Annotated in this window: 16 protein-coding genes and 1 tRNA gene; 10 read left to right on the forward strand and 7 right to left on the reverse strand. The window is 36.7% G+C overall.

Annotated features, from left to right (window positions below):
- Positions 1-122: 122 nt before the first annotated feature.
- Positions 123-713: a thymidine kinase gene (locus G7A72_RS07945; RefSeq protein ID WP_073352621.1), complete on the reverse strand. Its 591-nt coding sequence runs from the start codon at positions 711-713 to the stop codon at positions 123-125.
- A 248-nt stretch (positions 714-961) separates the two neighbouring features.
- Here G7A72_RS07945 and G7A72_RS07950 point away from each other — a divergent pair, with 248 nt between their 5' ends.
- From G7A72_RS07950 to G7A72_RS07980, 7 genes are all read left to right on the forward strand, one after another.
- Complete coding sequence (locus tag G7A72_RS07950; protein ID WP_165152076.1) at positions 962-2,041, forward strand: hypothetical protein; 1,080 nt, start codon at positions 962-964, stop codon at positions 2,039-2,041.
- A gap of 78 nt (positions 2,042-2,119) precedes the next feature.
- Positions 2,120-2,833, forward strand: a complete 714-nt coding sequence (gene rsmI / locus G7A72_RS07955; RefSeq protein ID WP_165152077.1) for a 16S rRNA (cytidine(1402)-2'-O)-methyltransferase — start codon at positions 2,120-2,122, stop codon at positions 2,831-2,833.
- A gap of 2 nt (positions 2,834-2,835) precedes the next feature.
- Complete coding sequence (locus tag G7A72_RS07960; protein ID WP_165152078.1) at positions 2,836-3,888, forward strand: NAD(P)/FAD-dependent oxidoreductase; 1,053 nt, start codon at positions 2,836-2,838, stop codon at positions 3,886-3,888.
- Positions 3,889-3,903: 15 nt separating this feature from the next.
- Positions 3,904-4,251: a HopJ type III effector protein gene (locus G7A72_RS07965; protein ID WP_165153709.1), complete on the forward strand. Its 348-nt coding sequence runs from the start codon at positions 3,904-3,906 to the stop codon at positions 4,249-4,251.
- 103 nt (positions 4,252-4,354) lie between these two features.
- Positions 4,355-6,055, forward strand: coding sequence for a single-stranded-DNA-specific exonuclease RecJ (gene recJ, locus G7A72_RS07970; RefSeq protein ID WP_165152079.1), 1,701 nt, complete (start codon positions 4,355-4,357; stop codon positions 6,053-6,055).
- Between the two features lie 10 nt (positions 6,056-6,065).
- Positions 6,066-7,334 (forward strand): MFS transporter, encoded by a 1,269-nt coding sequence (locus G7A72_RS07975; protein ID WP_165152080.1) that lies wholly within the window; start codon positions 6,066-6,068, stop codon positions 7,332-7,334.
- Positions 7,335-7,484: 150 nt separating this feature from the next.
- Complete coding sequence (locus tag G7A72_RS07980; RefSeq protein WP_165152081.1) at positions 7,485-7,841, forward strand: hypothetical protein; 357 nt, start codon at positions 7,485-7,487, stop codon at positions 7,839-7,841.
- A gap of 3 nt (positions 7,842-7,844) precedes the next feature.
- Here the strand turns inward: G7A72_RS07980 and G7A72_RS07985 are convergent, their stop codons facing one another.
- The 3 genes from G7A72_RS07985 to G7A72_RS07995 all read right to left on the reverse strand — a co-directional run bounded on the left by G7A72_RS07985 (position 7,845) and on the right by G7A72_RS07995 (position 10,108).
- On the reverse strand, positions 7,845-8,597 hold the full coding sequence (locus G7A72_RS07985; RefSeq protein ID WP_165152082.1) for a UDP-2,3-diacylglucosamine diphosphatase: 753 nt from the start codon (positions 8,595-8,597) through the stop codon (positions 7,845-7,847).
- A gap of 4 nt (positions 8,598-8,601) precedes the next feature.
- Positions 8,602-9,066, reverse strand: a complete 465-nt coding sequence (locus G7A72_RS07990; RefSeq protein WP_113634136.1) for a 6-carboxytetrahydropterin synthase — start codon at positions 9,064-9,066, stop codon at positions 8,602-8,604.
- A gap of 274 nt (positions 9,067-9,340) precedes the next feature.
- Positions 9,341-10,108 carry an enoyl-CoA hydratase/isomerase family protein gene (locus tag G7A72_RS07995; protein WP_165152083.1) on the reverse strand — a complete coding sequence of 256 codons (768 nt, stop codon included), beginning with the start codon at positions 10,106-10,108 and terminating at the stop codon, positions 9,341-9,343.
- 213 nt (positions 10,109-10,321) lie between these two features.
- On the opposite strand from G7A72_RS07995, the gene G7A72_RS08000 reads away from it, so the two are divergent.
- Positions 10,322-10,395 (forward strand) — tRNA-Ala (locus G7A72_RS08000).
- A gap of 67 nt (positions 10,396-10,462) precedes the next feature.
- On the opposite strand, the gene mtgA is transcribed toward G7A72_RS08000, so the two are convergent.
- Positions 10,463-11,209, reverse strand: a complete 747-nt coding sequence (gene mtgA / locus G7A72_RS08005; protein WP_165152084.1) for a monofunctional biosynthetic peptidoglycan transglycosylase — start codon at positions 11,207-11,209, stop codon at positions 10,463-10,465.
- Entirely contained in the window at positions 11,209-12,327 is a 1,119-nt protein-coding gene (locus G7A72_RS08010; RefSeq protein WP_165152085.1) for an FAD-binding oxidoreductase, read from the reverse strand. Before G7A72_RS08010 ends, mtgA begins: the two co-directional genes overlap by 1 nt.
- A gap of 237 nt (positions 12,328-12,564) precedes the next feature.
- Here G7A72_RS08010 and G7A72_RS08015 point away from each other — a divergent pair, with 237 nt between their 5' ends.
- Entirely contained in the window at positions 12,565-14,478 is a 1,914-nt protein-coding gene (locus G7A72_RS08015; RefSeq protein ID WP_165152086.1) for a S9 family peptidase, read from the forward strand.
- A gap of 112 nt (positions 14,479-14,590) precedes the next feature.
- Entirely contained in the window at positions 14,591-17,026 is a 2,436-nt protein-coding gene (locus G7A72_RS08020) for a hybrid sensor histidine kinase/response regulator (RefSeq protein WP_165152087.1), read from the forward strand.
- Here the strand turns inward: G7A72_RS08020 and G7A72_RS08025 are convergent.
- The gene (locus G7A72_RS08025) at positions 17,019-18,362 is read right to left on the reverse strand and encodes a sigma-54 dependent transcriptional regulator (protein WP_165152088.1); all 1,344 of its coding nucleotides are present in this window, start codon (positions 18,360-18,362) and stop codon (positions 17,019-17,021) included. The two genes, G7A72_RS08020 and G7A72_RS08025, sit on opposite strands and share 8 nt — an antisense overlap.
- Between the last annotated feature and the right edge of the window lie 21 nt (positions 18,363-18,383).

Below are 18,383 nucleotides of genomic sequence, written 5' to 3' on the forward strand. Positions count from 1 at the left end.
TTATAAAAAGACAAACCCTTTCCGAGTTTAGAACTCCGAAAGGGTTTTATATTTTTATATTTCAATCCAGTTCCGGCTCTCTTTCCTTCGGAGAGTCCCGAAGCGTCGGGAGGGGAGAGGATTTACTTCTCCTGATCTTTCCGCATCGCATGATAATACGCGGCACGACTCAACGGTTCATATTCTTCTGTTTCTCCTAACATAACGAGTTTGTCATTGTCGGTTTTTCGGAAGCTATAATTAGCGAGATTGCCGGTGCGGGTACATACGGCATGCACTTTGGTAACATATTCGGCAGTTGCCATTAATGCGGGCATTGGTCCAAAAGGATTTCCCTTGAAATCCATATCTAATCCGGCAACAATTACCCGAATTCCCTGATTCGCCAAATCATTACAAATTTTGACAATTTCGTCATCAAAAAACTGCGCTTCGTCAATTCCTACCACATCACAACCTTGCGCCAAAATAGCAATATTTGCGGCAGCAGGAACAGGCGTGGAACGGATTTCATTGGCGTCATGAGACACCACCATTTCATCATCATAGCGTGTATCGATTGCCGGTTTGAAAATTTCGACTTTTTGCTTGGCAAACTGCGCTCTTTTCAAACGACGGATCAATTCTTCGGTTTTACCCGAAAACATGGAGCCACAAATGACTTCGATCCAACCAAATTGTTCTTTATGATTTACTGTATTTTCGAGAAACATTTTGTATTTTTCTGACTTAAAAAATGAATAGTTTTTATTACTTTGTAATAGACAAACCGACTTAAAAATTTTATACTTTTACGTCGTTTCAAAAGTATAAAATTTATATCAAATCGGAGATTTGCGAGCACTTATTTAAAAAAATAAAAATCGCGTGCACAAAGAATCCCTTTTCTGGAGGCGATATAAAAGGTAATACAAAAACGCATCAAAAAAGCCCCGCCTAACACCCTATAATTTCAACAGTTATGAAAAAAAAATTGGAAGCCGATTTAATCAGCATTGCACACAGAATATTACAGCTAAAAAATAAATCTGACATCAATCAATTATATCTGGAAACACAGAAGTTATATGAAAAACTTTCTGTCTTACGATTTGTGGACGAACATTTTAGTGAAGCAAAACCAACTATTGGTGTAACGGAAATTAGCAAAGAAATAGAAACTATTTACGATAAAACCGAGTCGACTCAACCAGAAGCAGCAATTGTAATTGAAGAAACTGTTGTGGAAGAAGTTGCTGAAACTACTTTAGAACAAACAGAAGAAACAACTCCTTCAGAGGAACAAGAAACTGTTACCATAGAGGAAGAGAGTGCTGCCGAGGAAGAAGAAATGGTAACTGAGGAAATTCAAGAGGAAGAAACAATCACTGAGAAAACTGTTGCTGAAGATGCAGATGAAATGCCTTTGGAACAAACAGAAGAAATACTTGACGCGAGCGAGGAAGAGGAAAAGACTGTGGTAGAACAAGAAACAGTTGCGAACACAGAAATGGAAATAGAAGAAGAAACAGAAGAGCCTGAAGCGCCTTTTGAACCTGCTTTCGAATTATCACAGGAAAAAGAAGTGCAGGCCGAGCTGGAAATACCAAAGAAAACAGAAGCCGTACAAATCTCTTTTGAAGATTTATTAGGTGGCAATTACCACGATACACTTTTTGTAAAAAAACAGCAAGTCGATAATATTCCCACTGCAATAGTTATTGAAACTCCAAAAGAAGTGTTACCTGCTGAAGAGCCAAAATTAGAAAATGTTTCAGCAGAATCTGCTGAAAAAGCGGAGCCAAAAACAGTTTCTTTGAATGATAAATTAGCCAAAGGGATTAACATCGATTTGAATGATCGTTTGGCCTTTATAAAACATCTTTTTGGAAACAGCAGCGAGGATTACAACCGTGTTTTAAGCCAACTTATCACGTTTGACACTTTCTACGAAACCCGAGATTTTGTACAGGAAATGGTAAAACCAGATTACAACAATTGGGAAGGAAAACAAGATTATGAGGAACGTTTCATGGATATTATAGAGAAAAAATTCTTGTAACTTTCCTGTAACTTTTTCTGAATATACATTTGAACAAATACAGATTTCCTATAAAATTTGTATTTAATTATTTTATCTATGTCAAAATTATACATCGTTCCTACGCCTATTGGCAATCTTGAAGACATGACTTTTCGAGCCATTCGGATTCTTAAGGAAGTCGATTTGATTCTCGCTGAAGATACGCGTACGAGTGGAAAATTGTTAAAGCATTTCGAAATTGGCACCCACATGTACAGCCATCACATGCACAACGAACACAAAACCGTTGAGAATTTAATTTCTCGTTTAAAAGCTGGAGAAAATATCGCATTAATCTCGGATGCAGGGACACCTGCTATTTCGGACCCAGGCTTTTTATTAACCCGCGCTTGTGTTGAAAATGGAGTTGAAGTAGAATGTTTGCCTGGAGCAACCGCATTTGTACCTGCATTAGTGAACAGTGGCTTGCCCAATGATAAATTTGTATTCGAAGGCTTTTTGCCTGACAAAAAAGGGAAACAAACCCGTTATTTGGCCTTAGCCGAAGAAACCAGAACGATGATTTTATATGTTTCACCGCATAAATTAGTGAAGACTTTAGCGGAATTCATTACTTATTTTGGTGAAGACAGACCGATTTGTGTTTGTAGAGAATTGTCAAAACTACATGAAGAAAATGTTAGAGGAACGGTACGAGAAGTTTTGACTCATTTTGAAAAAATAGCTCCGAGAGGAGAGATTGTTGTGGTTGTAGGTGGAAAACCAATAACAAAAGAACCTAAAAAATCTAAATTCTCAGCTGAAGAATAATCATGAAAAAGGAAAAAGTTATTGTAATCGGTGCGGGACTTTGTGGACTCTACACTGCTTTTTTACTGCAAAAAAAGGGAATAGAAGTTCTGATATTAGAAGCTAATACCAGAATTGGAGGCCGCATAAAAACCATAACCGGAACAACAGCTGTCACAATGGAAATGGGCGCGACTTGGTTCGGAAATCAACATAAACATCTTTTAGAAGTACTTCATACTTTAGAACTCCCCTATTTTAGACAACATACAAAGGGCATTTCATTATTTGAAACAATGTCTTTTGTACCGCCACAGAAATTTGAAATATCAGATTCCGAAGAACCTTCTTTTCGCATTGAGGGCGGAACGGCAGCACTAATTGATAGATTGGTCTCTGAGATTGGGATGCAAAATATTAAAACACAAACCAAAATAGTCGCAATAAAAGAACAAAATAATCAATTAATAGTCACGGATTCAAGCGGAAACACTTATTCAGCCGATAAAGTAATCAGCACTATTCCACCCAATTTGTTTGTAAACTCGGTGATTTTTGAACCCAAATTACCCGACAATTTCACACAACTAGCGAAGAAAACGCATACTTGGATGGGAGAATCCATAAAATTCGCTGTGGAATATAAAACTCCTTTTTGGAAACAGAATAACTATTCTGGAACATTATTCAGTCAAGCCAGTATTATTCAGGAAATGTACGACCACAGCACCGCCGATAATTCCGGTTTTGCATTGAAAGGTTTCCTAAATGGGGGAACCGCAGTCCTGTCTTTTGAAGAACGCAAAGAAAAAGTAATAGCGCAACTAACGGCTTTCTTTGGGCCAGAAGCTACCGATTATGTATGCTATTATGAGAACGTTTGGCGGGAAGAACCACTTACATTTCAGCCGTATGAACAACTCGTATTAGCGCACCAAAACAACGGACATTCCCTTTTCAAAACACCATTACTAAACGAAAAATTATATGTTTCCGGAGCTGAAACAGCCAATCAAAACCCTGGTTATATGGATGGCGCTATTTTTGCCGCGAAAACAATTGCCTCACAATTCTAAACAATGAAAATCAATATGACTATAGCCGCTTTCTTAGAGAAATTAAAACAAACACCTGAAGCGATAGTGTTTTCAGAAACCATTGCTACTATCGAAGAAAACTACGACTTTACACCCACAGCATTTGAGAATGGTTTGCAACACAATGCAGCAGGAGAAAATTCAGGATCTTGTAAATTATTTTCGTTCGCCGAAATTCAAAACTTATCAGAAGCAGAAACACTAGCCTGTTTTGGAGCCTATTATTACGAAGATGTTTTACAAAATCCAAACGGAACTGATCATCAAAATATTCGTAATTTCATAAAAACCGGTTGGGATGGAATTGCCTTTTACGGAAGTGCTTTAGTGTTGAAAAAATAAAAATTGTTAAAATGCTAATTCCTATTATAAATCGACAGACATAATTAGCGAATTAGCGGTGGTTCCCTTTTCGAATTCCTAAATTTTATAATACCAAATCAATATGCGTTGGACCTTAAAACCAAAACCTTCCGAGGAGACTGTACAACATTTGGCGAAAGCGCTGAATGTAGAAGATTTTGTGGCCACTTTATTAGTGCAACGCGGTATTGAAACATTTGAAGATGCCAGAAGGTTTTTTCGCCCGAGTTTAGAAGATTTGCACGATCCATATTTGATGAAAGACATGGAAAAAGCAGTCGCCCGAATTGAAAAAGCAATTGAAAATGAGGAAAATATTCTCATTTTTGGTGATTATGATGTAGACGGAACCACGGCAGTTTCACTCGTTTCTTCCTATTTAAAAACGTATTACCCAAACGTGGCGACCTACATTCCGGATCGTTATGACGAAGGCTATGGAATTTCATTTAAAGGAATTGACTTTGCTGATGACAATGGATTTTCGCTTATTATTGCTTTGGATTGTGGTATAAAATCTATCGATCATGTGGGGTACGCCAAAGCAAAAAACATCGATTTTATCATTTGTGACCACCATAGGCCGGGAGAATTCTTACCCGAAGCCGTTGCCATTCTCGATCCAAAAAGAGACGATTGCACCTATCCTTATGATGAATTGTGCGGTTGCGGAATAGGTTTCAAATTGATTCAGGCTTTGGGCCAAAACCGAAATGAAACTATCGATGATTTGATTCCGTATTTGGATTTAGTTTCAGCTGCGATTGCTGCTGATATCGTCCCAATGACCGGAGAAAATCGGGTGCTGGCTTATTTTGGATTGCAAGTTATTAATTCTAACCCAAGACCAGGAATTAAAGCTATCATTCACCAAATAAAAAAACAAACCTTAGACATTACCGATGTTGTTTTCATCATCGCACCCAGAATAAACGCCGCCGGACGTATCAAGCATGGAAATCATGCAGTGGAATTATTAACCGAATTTGATTTTGAGCAAGCCCAACAATTTGCTTCTGAAATCGAGGCTTATAATTCGGAGCGAAAAGATTTAGACAAATTAATCACCAAAGAAGCATTAAAACAAATTGAGGAAAACAACGAAAAAGAACGTTTTACCTCTGTAGTTTTTCAAGAAGATTGGCACAAAGGAGTGATTGGAATTGTCGCTTCCCGGTTGATTGAAACCTATTATCGTCCGACACTTGTTTTTACCAAAAGTGGGGATAAATATGCCGCTTCAGCTCGTTCCGTAAAAGGGTTCGATGTGTATAATGCGCTTGAAGCGTGTACCGAACATTTGGAACAATTCGGTGGTCACATGTATGCTGCAGGAATGACATTGAAGGAAGAGAACTACCAAATCTTCAAAGATGCTTTCGAAAAAGAAGTCGAAAGAACCATTCATCCCGATATGTTGACACCAGAAATTGCCGTTGATGCCGAAATTGATTTTGCGGATATTACACCAAAATTAATCCGAATCCTGAAACAATTTGAACCGTACGGACCACAAAATATGACTCCAATTTTCCTGACTAAAAACATCAAAGACACTGGTTATGGAAAACCTATGGGGCAAGAAGACGAACATCTAAAACTTTTTGTCAAACAATCCCGAAGCCCCGGGACCGAAGGCATCGCTGCAATTGGGTTTAATTTGGGAAACAAAATCGAGCTGACTACGCATCAAAAACCTTTTCAAGCAGTGTATTGCATCGATGAAAACGAATGGAAGGGTAAATTAAGTTTGCAATTGCGATTGCGAGATATCAAACAATGATTTTGTTGCTATGAAAAAAAATGACCCGTATTCAGCACTCCGTTATAAAGAATTTAATATTTTTTTATTATTGCGTTTTGCCATGGTTTTTGGTTGGTCAATGCAGTTTATTGTCATTGAATGGGAAGTATACAGTTTGACCAAGAATCCATTATCGCTAGGAATCATTGGATTAATGGAAGTCATTCCGGCAATTTCGATGGCTTTGTTTGCTGGACATATTGCGGACCAAAAGGAGAAAAAAGGATTGCTTTTCAAATGTATTTTAGGTTTTTCAATCATCAGTTTGGGTTTGTTCTTATTCACGTGGCCCCCTTTCATCAAAGACTTTTCTACCCAAACTATTTTATATTCCATTTACTTTTTCGTATTTTTAGGAGGATTGGTACGTGCTTTTCTTGGCCCGACGATATTTTCTCTTTTAGCGTTAATTGTTCCTAAAAAATTATATCCCAATGCTGCCACTTGGAGCAGTTCCGTTTGGCAAATAAGTTCGGTTTTAGGTCCTGCAGTAGCTGGTTTTTCTATTAATTGGATTGGTGTTCATTGGTCTATGTCCATCGTTTTAGGATGTTCAATTTTGGCGTTGATTGCTTTAACCCAAATTGCAACTAAGCCTATTTTGAATCCAAAGATTGGCGAACCCATTATGGAAAGCTTGAAAGAAGGAGTGAAATTTGTGTTCAATAATAAGACTATTTTAGGCGCTTTATCACTGGATATGATTGCTGTTCTTTTTGGTGGAGCCGTTGCGTTGTTACCCATTTTTGCACAAGATATCTTGAAAGTGGGACCAAAGGGATTTGGTGTTTTGAGAGCCGCTCCGGCTGTTGGCGCTTTCTTGATGTTAATAATCTCAGCTTATATTCCTTTTACTAAAAATGCGGGCATGAAATTGTTGTCGGCTATTTTTGCGTTTGGGATTTGTATTATCGTTTTTGGACTTTCTTCTATTTTTTGGTTGTCCGTTGCAGCTTTATTTTTTAGCGGTGTTTTCGATGGGATTTCGGTGGTGATACGCCAAACTATTTTGCAGCTTAAAACCCCGGATCACATGCGCGGCCGTGTTGCGGCTGTGAATTCAATTTTTGTGGGTTCCTCTAATGAATTAGGAGCTTTTGAAAGTGGATTAACCGCAAAACTGATGGGAACTGTTAGCGCAGTGGTCTTTGGCGGAAGCATGACATTGATTACCGTATTTATTACCGGAGCCGTATCGCCTACTTTTAGAAAACTGGACTTACAAAAAGATGTTGAGGAACACGAAAAGAGCGAGTAATAAATAGTTTTTTTTTAGAAAAAACACTTTTTACTATCTTTCAGTAAATTAATCTCAAGATTACTTACCGACTTTTTTTATTTCTTTTTTATGTTTTATTATTTAGAACAAATATAAATAATACTTATATTTGTTTCAAATTGATGACACATGCAAGAAATAAAACAAATATATCATAACAATTTAGGCACTGCTTTTTACTGGAGAAAGGACAATGATCTCGTACTGGACAAAGTCCAACTTGTTTTTAGAGAAATGGGTTTTTATTTTACCAAACAGGAACTGCAACTATTTAAGCGCTGTATTGAAGACAGCTATATGCAAAATAAATGCTGCGACGATTGTGAACTGAAAAATAAATGCTACAAATTTTTACTAAAAACGCCTTGTTCCCAAATTGACTTAGCCGTTTCCATGGAAGAATTAGATGCCGTAAAAGACTTGGTGGAAGGCACTTTGTTTAAAATAAATCTGGATGATTATTTGTATGGAGAAGGAATGAATTAGGGATTAATACTTTTTAATCTCAAAATTCTCGCCATCAAAAACACCATAGGTAAAATACGTAATCCAGTCACCCAGATTCACATACTCGGCATTTTCTCCTACGGTAACTTTCATAGGCAAATGGCGGTGTCCAAAAATAAGGTAATTGTAGTGTTTGGTTTCCAGTTTTCTTTTGGAATAGAGAATTAGCCATTCGTTGTCTTCGCCAAGAAAAGTTACATCTTCATCACCAGAAATCAGCTTATTTTTTACGGAAAGATATTGCGCCAGTTTCACGCCAATATCCGGATGAAGCCATCTAAAAAGCCATTTGAAAAACGGATTTGTAAATATCTTTTTCATGCGTTTGTATCCTAAATCGCCCGGACCTTTTCCGTCTCCGTGGCCAATAAGGAATGTTTTATCTCCAAAAGTGTATTCTTGATTGTCATGAAACACAGGAATATTCAGTTCTTTCTGGAAATAATCGGCCATCCATAAATCATGGTTTCCCACAAAGAAATAAATAGGGATTCCGCTGTCTCGGATTTCGGCGAGTTTACCTAAAACACGAATAAATCCTTTTGGGACTACGGTTTTATATTCGAACCAAAAATCAAATAAATCGCCCAATAGAAAAATAGCTTCGGCATCGCCTTTTACCTCATCGAGCCAGGCCACAAATTTTTGTTCTCTCGGAAAACTCAATTCAGGTGTTGGTGCGCCAAAATGCTGATCGGAGGCGAAATATATTTTTTTGTTATGGGGTAATTGCATGAAGTTACAGTATGGATTTCATATTATCACTGGCAAACCATTCTGCAAAAGAAGATTCGGTTTCTTGCAGTTTTAGGGAAAAAAGAGTGATTCCTTGTGGTAATCTATTGATAATTCTTTGAGAAAAATCTACTACCATATTTTCACTCGTTGGCTGGTAATCTACCAAAATAACGTGGTGTCCGCGGGTCATTAATTCATTTGCCAATTCGATATGCGGCGTTGTTCCGTTGAAAACTGTCGCATGGTCAAATTGATCTACAATTTCTTCTTTTACAATTTTCTTTAAATCCGTGAAGTCAATCACCATTCCAAATTTTACATTGGAACGATCCGTAATTGGAGTTCCAATTACTGTTACTGACAATTTATAACTATGTCCGTGAACATTTTTACATTTCCCATCATAACCGTATAAGGCGTGTCCGGTTTCGAAACTAAATTGTTTTGTAATTCTGATATTGCTCATCGGAGTTTAATTTTGATGCAAATTTAGCAAATTGATATGAGAAATGAGATGTAAATCTTTCCCCTTCCCAATCCTTTCCAAAAGGGAGGGAGATAGGATGGAATTATTTTGTTTATAATCTGAATTTGATAGTTCCCAAATGTTCTAGCCCTCATGATCCCGAAGCTTCGGGAGGCATCCTTTTTATAAGGTGATTTTTCTTCATCGTGTAAAAAGATATAGTGAACAGCAGGAAATAGCTCCTGAAAAAAATTCAGAATTAATCCTGAAAAAATTACTTTTTGAATTGGGACAACGCTTTTCTGGTAAAATCAGACAACACCAATTTACCCGAAATAGCGGCGCGTTCCAACAATAATGTATCCCAATGTTGCGTTCCTTCCCACAACACTTTTTTCATTTCCAATAAAGCTTCGGGATTATAACTGGAAAATTTAGTGCTGAAATCAGCTATTGCGGAGTCCAATTCTTCGATGGTTTCAAAAGTATTGGCGTACAATCCTTTGGCTGCGGCCCAATCAGCAGTTTTCCATTCGTGAGCTGCGAGCGTCATTTCGGCCATTGCCGTCTTTCCGATTTTTTTAGAAACAACGGGTTCAATCACAAAGGGACCAATTCCGATCGCTAATTCTGATAATTTTATGGAAGCATTTTTTGTGGCCAAGGTGTAATCACAAGCGGATGCAATTCCTACGCCGCCGCCAACTGCTTTTCCGTGAACGCGGCCCACAATAAGCTTGGAACACAAACGCATGGCATTGATTAAATGTGCAAATCCAGAGAAAAAATGGGCTCCTGCAGCTTCATCCGAAACGGCCAAAAGTTCATCAAAAGAAGCGCCTGCACAAAAAGCTCCCGAGCCTTCACTTTGAATAACAATCACCGAAACAGCTGGGTTTGAACTCAAAACAGCGAACTCATTCGTTAGACGATCTAACAATTCTCTGGGAAAAGAATTGCTCGAAGGATGACCAAATGAAAGGGTTGCGATTTTGTTTTCGATTGTTGTGAAGAGCGAACCTGTTGGGTTTTCTGATACCATAGCGGGGATTTTGATGTAAAGTTAAAAAAAGTAAAGTAGGATTTGGCTTTTTTTCAAATAGAATAGATTTGTAATTTGAAATTTGCTTTTTGGAAAATTTATATGTTATATTTGCGAACACGGTTGGAGGATTAGCTCATTTGGCTAGAGTATCCCGAAATTTTTCGTGAGGGCGACTAGTTCGAAGTTCTTAATTACTTTATAAATAATATTGGGGGATTAGCTCATTTGGCTAGAGCGCTTGCCTGGCAGGCAAGAGGTGATCGGTTCGAATCCGATATTCTCCACAAAACAAAACCGTAAAATCTTTTAAGTAAGAGTTTACGGTTTTTTTATTTTTATAATCAAAGACAACTATTTCGAATAATCTATTTTACCAACAGTTCGCATCACGCGCACAATTTTAGCTTTTCGTCTATTGATATATGAAGAAGAACTAGTCGCTGAATACTTTCTTGGATTGGGTAATATCGCAGCAATTCCAGCTGCCTGTATCGGTGTAAGACTCGATGCATCTTTTCGGTACCAATGTTCTGCAGCCGCTTGCGCTCCATAAACACCATTTCCCATTTCGATACTATTCAAGTACACTTCCATGATGCGTTCCTTACCCCAAATAATTTCAATCAGAACCGTAAAATAAGCTTCAAGTCCTTTTCTCAAATAACTTCGGCCTTGCCAAAGAAAAACATTTTTGGCGGTTTGTTGTGATATGGTGCTTCCTCCTTTTATTCTTCGACCTCTTTCATTGCTTTTATACGCTTTTTGCATCGCAACAAAATCAAAACCATTGTGTTTCAAAAACGTTCCATCTTCACTGGCGATTACGGCTTTTTGAAGATTCATCGAGATATTTTCAATTGGTTCCCAGTCGTGGCTGAAAAAAACTTCTTTCCCGGCAGCTTTATTTTCAATCGCCCGAATAACCATTAAAGGTGTAAACGGAACGGGGACAAATTTAAAAAATACCACAAAAAATAAAGAGAGTCCAAAGAACCATAGCAATGCTTTGAATAAAAAACGGGTTAGTTTGCTCATAAAAGAGGTCGGTTCTTTTTTAACGGGTTGTCTTGATTTTCTTGGTGTTATTTTCGTTGCCATTATACTAAATCTGCTAATTCTGTTCCAATCAAACTTCCTATTGCCACTCCCATTCCACCCAATCGCACGCCACAGTAGACATTATCGGACAGTTGTGAAACGATAGGATTCTTGCTGTTGCCAATACCCATAATCCCGCTCCAACGGTGTGCAATCTGGAAATCCTGATTCGGCAAAATTACTTCTTTTAATAATTGTTCCAATTTTTTTTGGACGATTTCTGTTTGTCCAAATTCGGTTGTGTTTTCCGTCTCAAAATCCAGGTTTCTTCCTCCGCCCAACAGTATTCTGTTTCCAATATTCCTAAAATAATAATACCCTCGATCTAAGTGAAAAGTCCCTTTTATGTCTAAATTTTTAATAGGTTCCGTGATTAAAACCTGTGCTCTGGCCGGTTTAACAGCTACATTTGTCAATCCGTTTGCAAAACCGTTCGTCGCAAACAGTATTTTTTTACTGCTAAAGATGAAATCGCCAAGCGCCACTTCCACTTCCACTCCATTTCCTTTGTCGAAATAAGAGGTAACAGTTTGTTGGTTTAAAATTAAAATATTTTTAGAAACCGCTTCTTTCAATAACGCCTGCATCATATTTCCGGTATCAATCTGTGCTTCAAATGGATTGAAAACTAAATATTCCTGTATCCCGCCAAATCCAAAACGATCTACTTCTTTGGCAAAAACATCCGCTTTGAAAAGTGGTCTTAAAATTTCATTGATGAACGGTAATTTCCCGACACACTCACTGTAACAACTCTCATCATCTTTTAAAAATAACTCATATCCGCCATACGGTTTGAAATCTATCGTGTCATCACCGAGTCTTTTTCGCAACAATTGCAATCCTTTCCAACGTTTTTGGATAAGATGAATTACTTCTTCTTCCGAGTGGGATTTTAAATCGTCTATAATTTCTGAAAGACTTCCAAAACACGCAAAACCAGCATTTTTAGTACTTGCACCTTGCGGCAACATTCCTTTTTCCAATACCAGAATTTTGCTGTCCGGGAATCTTTCTCGTAAGCGCAATGCAGCGTGCAAGCCAACAATACCGCTTCCTACGATGGTATAATCGACATCAGTAAACCAGTTTTTTAATTCCCAATAGCTCAAATCCATGTCTAAATATTTTTCATAAAATTAATAATTTTTTAGATTTATTCTCAATTTATTTCAGGAGCTAATCCCGCTATCCGTTTCAATCTTTCTAGTCCTGAACTTGTTTCAGAATCCTGAAACAAGTTCAGAACTAGAAAGGATTTCCACTTTTATCGGGGCTAAAAAGCAAGTGTTAAAAACGAAAAAACATCAATTTAAATTGGCTAATTTTAGCATTCGAAAAAATCAATTATTACAATGAAAAAAATACTGTTTATACCCTTATTAATGATTAGTTTAACTGCTATGGCACAAAATGTAATGACCCCGGAACTGCTCTGGAAACTAGGAAGAGTCACTCCTTTAGGTATTTCCAAAGATGGAAAAAATATAGTTTATAAAGTGACCACACCTTCGGTCCAAGAAAACAAATCCGACTCAAAATTCTACATTTTACCCATAAATGGAGGAAATCCAACTGAAGTAAAAGATACCAAAAACCTATTAAAAGACAAAAATACTTCTCCAGATGGGAAATATATCGTTTACAATGAAGAAGTAAAAATCGAAAAAGTCCACGGAAAAGATTTTTATCCGGAACTGGAAAAATCAGACGTTCAAATCTATGATGGCTTGAATTACCGCCATTGGGACACTTGGAACGAAGGAAAATACAATCATGTTTTTTACAAAGAAAACAAAGAAAGCGCAGTGGGAATTGACATTATGAAAGGCGAAAATTTTGACAGTCCACAAAAACCTTTTGGTGGAGACGAAGATTACATTTGGTCGCCAGACAGCAAAAGCATCTTGTACGTTAGCAAGAAAAAAGCAGGAACCGATTATGCTGTTTCCACCAACACCAATATTTTCGAATACAATCTGGAAACGGGAAAAACTAGCAATAGAACCGAGAAAAACCTAGGATATGATACCGCTCCACAATTTTCTCCAACAGGAAATTTGACTTGGTTGCAAATGAAACGCGACGGTTATGAAGCCGATAAAAACGACCTGATAGTGAGTTTCAAAGGCATGAAAATGAACTTAACGGCGAATTGGGACGGAACAGTTGATCATTTCATTTGGAGTCCTGACGGGAAAAAAATCTATTTTGTGGCGCCGATAGACGGAACCAAACAATTGTTTGAAGTTAATTTTCCAGGTCTGACCAATCCCGAAGCTTCGGGAGCAATCATTGTTCGCCAAATCACAACTGGCGATTTTGATGTCAATGATTTAGTTGGTTTCTCAGGCGATAACATCATCGTAACGAAAACCGACATGAATCATGCAGCGGAAATTTTTTCATATAATTTAAACAAAAATACTTGGAAACAACTTTCCAATGTCAATTCGGCAACCTATAATTCTTTGACGCTAAGCAAAACTGAAAGAAGATATGTAACGACAACGGATGGTAAAAAAATGTTAGTTTGGGTCGTTCTTCCGCCTAATTTTGACGCCACAAAAAAATACCCAACGCTATTATATTGTCAGGGCGGACCACAATCTGCATTGACACAATTTTATTCCTACCGATGGAATTTGCAGTTGATGGCTGCCAACGGCTATATTGTTGTGGCTCCAAACCGTCGCGGAATGCCGGGTCACGGTGTAGAATGGAATGAGCAAATCAGCAAAGACTGGGGTGGACAAGTGATTGACGATTACCTATCGGCAATTGATGATGTGGCGAAGGAAAAATATGTTGATGCAAACCGTTTAGGATGCGTTGGCGCCAGTTATGGCGGATATTCTGTTTTCTATTTAGCCGGAATACACAATAACCGATTCAAAACATTTATTGCCCATGATGGCGTTTTCAATACCCAAAGCATGTTTGGAACTACTGAGGAAGTTTTCTTTAGCAACTGGGATTTTGGTGGTGCGTATTGGGAGAAAGATAATGCTGTAGCTCAAAAAACGTACACGACATTCAACCCAATGACTTTAGTGGAAAAATGGAACAAACCTATTTTAATTATTCAGGGCGGAAAAGATTTTCGTGTACCAATTGGACAAGGTCAAGAAGCGTTCCAAGCAGCACAATTACGTGGCATAAAAAGTAGATTCTTGTATTTTCCGGAAGAAAACCATTGGGTGTTGAAACCTCAAAATGCTCAGGTTTGGCAAGGTGAATTTTTTAAATGGCTGAAAGAGACGTTGTAGATTAGAATTATTGATAAATGAAACCTCACTTTTCCGTGAGGTTTTTTTGTTGATGCCAAAATATTTTGAATATCTTAACTTTAAAGCCTTTTCTAATTTTTATCTTTGAAAAATGGACAATAAAAAAAGTTACATTCCGATAAAAGTTTTCGTAAGCTACCTAGTTTTAGTGCTGCTTTTTGGAAGCGTCGGCTGGTTTCTATATTCTGAAAACAAGAGTTTTTCTTCAACTGAAAGAAGTTTTACCGAGAAAAACGGGTCTATTTTGAAGGTAAGCAATGTCTTGTCCGATTTATACAAAACAGAAAGTCTGGCCAGAATCGCTATTCAGTCGGAATCCGAGAAAGATTTCAAAAATTATGTTGCAAAGACTACAGTGCTGAAAGTTGACATTGATTCCTTGAAAGCGGCGGTTTCTACTCCATATCAGATCACATTACTGGACAGTGTACAGGTTTTATTATCCAAAAAAATTCAGAACATTCAGCAATTAAAAGCAATAAAAAACAAAACCGAAGATGAAATTGCAGTCAGTAATGCCATCTCTGATTTGACAAAAATGGAGTCTTCGATGCGGAAACTTCAATTAGAGGATTTTGCAAAAAACCCCTCGATGATGGGTGATTATGAGCGCAACGTACTCAAGAAATATGTTGCCTATCTCAATCAAAACATCCCTGATGACAGCACCAATACGTTAAGTAAAAAGGCCTCTGATTCTATTTTATCGGTTTCAAAAATGTTGCTGAATGAAGTACAAAAAGAGACCGCAAATAAGAAAAAGCTATTGAGTCTTGAGGAAAATAAATTGCTTCAAAACGAACTTTCAATCTCGGACCAATTGAGAAAAGTTCTTGGGATTATAGAACGGGAAATTATTCTCAACACCACCAAAAGCTATTTAGGAAGAGAGGAATCTTTAAAAAAAACCAATCAAATTGTTACTACCGCAGCGATAATTGGGTTACTGCTGACATTATTTTTTCTGATTTTAATACTAAATGATTTTTCTAAGACACAATCATATAAGAAACAATTAGAGGCTGCTAATCTTAAGGCTAAAAAATTACTTACCAGCAGAGAGCAACTTATTTCAACGGTAAGCCATGATTTAAAAACACCTTTAAGTACTATTATTGGGTATACTGAACTGCTTGGTAATTCAGATTTAAACACCAAACAATTGCACTTTACCAAGAACATCAAGGGTTCCTCCGACTATATTTCAAAACTGGTTCAGGACTTATTGGATTTCACGCAAATCGAAGCCGGAAAAATTTCCATTGAAAAAATCGCATTCTCTTTGCCCGATATTATTACTGAAGTAAGCAACAGCATTCAATCCGTTTACAATCAAAAACCGATACAACTCATCATTGAAATTGATCCTAATCTGCACCAAAAAATAATTGGAGATCCGTTTCGCTTAAGACAAATATTATCTAATATCATTGGGAATGCTTTCAAATTTACCGAGGAAGGGTTTATAAAAATTGAAGCTAACGTTAATTCGGAAACCAATACAATAATCATCCTAATCGAAGATTCAGGTATTGGAATTGAAGATAAGAACCAACAATTGATTTTTGAAGAATTTACACAAGCTGATGAAAAAATCGAAAAAAAATATGGTGGAACAGGTTTGGGCCTTACGATTTCTAAAAAAATGGTCGCTATTTTAGGCGGCGAATTGCATTTGAAAAGTAAACTGGGTACTGGAAGTATTTTTGAAATCCAAATTCCGTTAATTTTTGATACGCAATTATCTCGTAGTGAAACAGGAATCGAAATCTCAAAAAAACAATATACCGCGATTATTATTGATGACGATCAAAATTTATTGCAATTGACCACAGAGGTTTTGCGGCAGCAGCAGTATCTTGTTTTCCCCTTTGACAAGGCACAGGATGCACTTTCGTGGATAAAAAACAACTCTTTCGACTTTATCATTACTGATATTCAGATGCCAATTATGGATGGTTTTTCATTTTTGAAAGAATTACAAAACAAAACCATCTCTAATTATGAAAATCAACCTATAATAGCTGTAACTGGAAGAAATGACATCGATTTAGAACACTACCAAAATTCTGGATTTACAACCGTTATCAGGAAACCATATACTCCAAAAACTGTTTTGGCAACCATCAAAGCTATTCTAGATAACAGTGAAATTCCTGCTGTTTTACCTGTGATGAGTCATCCCAAAAACACAACAAAAACATACACATTGAAACCGCTAAAATTATTCTTAGCTGATGACAAAGAGGCTTTAAAAGAAATTTTAGAATCGTTTATGACTAATACAATAGAAAGTTTAAATGAATTAGAACAAGCTGCGACTGAAAGCAATTTTGAGGAAATAAAAAATATCGCCCATAAAATGAATCCAATGTTTAAACAAATAAAAGCATTGGATATTAGTATAATTTTAGACCAATTGGAACTTGAGGATCTTTCCTCGGATGAAATTAAACAAGCAGTTTCCGATTTAAAAAATAAACTAAAAGCTCTTTTTATACATCTGGAAAAGGAAAAAATTAATTAATATTGTACAATTTTAATTTATTATACAATGTTTTCCTGTTGATTTTAAGCAATTTAGCCGCTTCTGTTTTATTGTTATTTGTTTTATTTAAAGCTTCCATAATAGTTTCTTTTTCATTTTCTGATAAAGAAAAATCAGTAGTTACTTTCTCTTCATTTTGAAAAAATTCAGCCGGAAGCGCCGCTTTTTCAACAAAATCCCCTTGTGTTAAAAGTATTGCTCTTTTAATACAGTTTTGAAGTTCCCTAAGATTTCCAGGCCATCTATAATTTTGAAAAATAGTCATCACTTCAGATGAAAATCCGAGGACATTTTTATTTAGCTCCTGATTTGATTTTTCCAGAAAAAAATCTGAAAAGAGCATTAAATCTTCATTTCTTTCTGTTAATGAAGGCGAATGGATGGAGAATTCATTGATCCTGTGATACAAATCTTCGCGAAAATCACCTCTTTTTACTGCTTCTCGCAAATCTTCATTTGTTGCGGTAATAATTCTGATATCAACGTTGATTTCTTTATTACTGCCTACGGGTTTAATTTTTCTTTCCTGCAAAGCACGTAACAGTTGGATTTGGTTTTCATAAGAAAGATTTCCTATTTCGTCCAAGAAAATAGTTCCGCCATTTGCTGCTTCAAAAAAACCGATTTTATCCTGAATTGCACCGGTAAAAGATCCTTTTACATGTCCAAAAAATTCACTCGCAGCCAACTCTTTTGGAATGGAACCGCAATCAACCGCAATGAAATTAGTGTTTTTTCTAGAACTGTTTTCATGAATACTTTTGGCAATTACTTCTTTTCCAGTTCCGCTTTCGCCGATAATTAAAACCGACATATTTGTTGGACTCACCAGTTGGATGTACTCAGCAAGTTTTTGGGAAGCTTTAGAAATTCCCTGAACAAAATTATTTTCTGCTTTTTTTGTTGCTTGCTTTACACTTTTAGAAATTGAAGCAACATTATTCAATTCTTTACTATTTGAATGCAAAGCATTATTGATAACCAAAAGTACTTCTTCTGGATTAAAAGGCTTGGAGATATAATCTGCTGCGCCATTTTTTATCGCTTTTACAGCAGTGCTCACATCCGAATATCCAGTCATTAATAACACTGGGACAGCAGGATGTATAGCTTTTATTTCAGTCATAAGAAGGATTCCATCATAATCAGGAAGTCTTAAATCTGTGATAATCAGATCAAATTCACTGTTTTTTACTTTAGATTTCGCTTCCGCAGCTGAAAATGCTGTCGTTACCTCAAAGGATTTTTTTATCAGAAATTTTTCTAATAATTTACAAAAAGCCACATCATCTTCAATCAATAAAATTTTGGTCATTACATTTTAACTTTAATGCTA

It is taken from the genome of Flavobacterium sp. Sr18 (assembly GCF_011064265.1).
GTDB lineage: Bacteria > Bacteroidota > Bacteroidia > Flavobacteriales > Flavobacteriaceae > Flavobacterium > Flavobacterium petrolei.

Coding starts and splice junctions, on each gene's coding strand:
- G7A72_RS07990 (WP_113634136.1), bottom strand. CDS start 9,066: ATGAGCAATATCAGAATTACAAAACAATTTAGTTTCGAAACCGGACAC.
- G7A72_RS08020 (WP_165152087.1), top strand. CDS start 14,591: ATGGACAATAAAAAAAGTTACATTCCGATAAAAGTTTTCGTAAGCTAC.
- G7A72_RS07995 (WP_165152083.1), bottom strand. CDS start 10,108: ATGGTATCAGAAAACCCAACAGGTTCGCTCTTCACAACAATCGAAAAC.
- G7A72_RS08010 (WP_165152085.1), bottom strand. CDS start 12,327: ATGGATTTGAGCTATTGGGAATTAAAAAACTGGTTTACTGATGTCGAT.
- G7A72_RS08025 (WP_165152088.1), bottom strand. CDS start 18,362: ATGACCAAAATTTTATTGATTGAAGATGATGTGGCTTTTTGTAAATTA.
- G7A72_RS07985 (WP_165152082.1), bottom strand. CDS start 8,597: ATGCAATTACCCCATAACAAAAAAATATATTTCGCCTCCGATCAGCAT.
- G7A72_RS07965 (WP_165153709.1), top strand. CDS start 3,904: ATGACTATAGCCGCTTTCTTAGAGAAATTAAAACAAACACCTGAAGCG.
- G7A72_RS07975 (WP_165152080.1), top strand. CDS start 6,066: ATGAAAAAAAATGACCCGTATTCAGCACTCCGTTATAAAGAATTTAAT.
- G7A72_RS07950 (WP_165152076.1), top strand. CDS start 962: ATGAAAAAAAAATTGGAAGCCGATTTAATCAGCATTGCACACAGAATA.
- rsmI (WP_165152077.1), top strand. CDS start 2,120: ATGTCAAAATTATACATCGTTCCTACGCCTATTGGCAATCTTGAAGAC.
- G7A72_RS08015 (WP_165152086.1), top strand. CDS start 12,565: ATGAAAAAAATACTGTTTATACCCTTATTAATGATTAGTTTAACTGCT.
- recJ (WP_165152079.1), top strand. CDS start 4,355: ATGCGTTGGACCTTAAAACCAAAACCTTCCGAGGAGACTGTACAACAT.
- G7A72_RS07945 (WP_073352621.1), bottom strand. CDS start 713: ATGTTTCTCGAAAATACAGTAAATCATAAAGAACAATTTGGTTGGATC.
- G7A72_RS07980 (WP_165152081.1), top strand. CDS start 7,485: ATGCAAGAAATAAAACAAATATATCATAACAATTTAGGCACTGCTTTT.
- mtgA (WP_165152084.1), bottom strand. CDS start 11,209: ATGGCAACGAAAATAACACCAAGAAAATCAAGACAACCCGTTAAAAAA.
- G7A72_RS07960 (WP_165152078.1), top strand. CDS start 2,836: ATGAAAAAGGAAAAAGTTATTGTAATCGGTGCGGGACTTTGTGGACTC.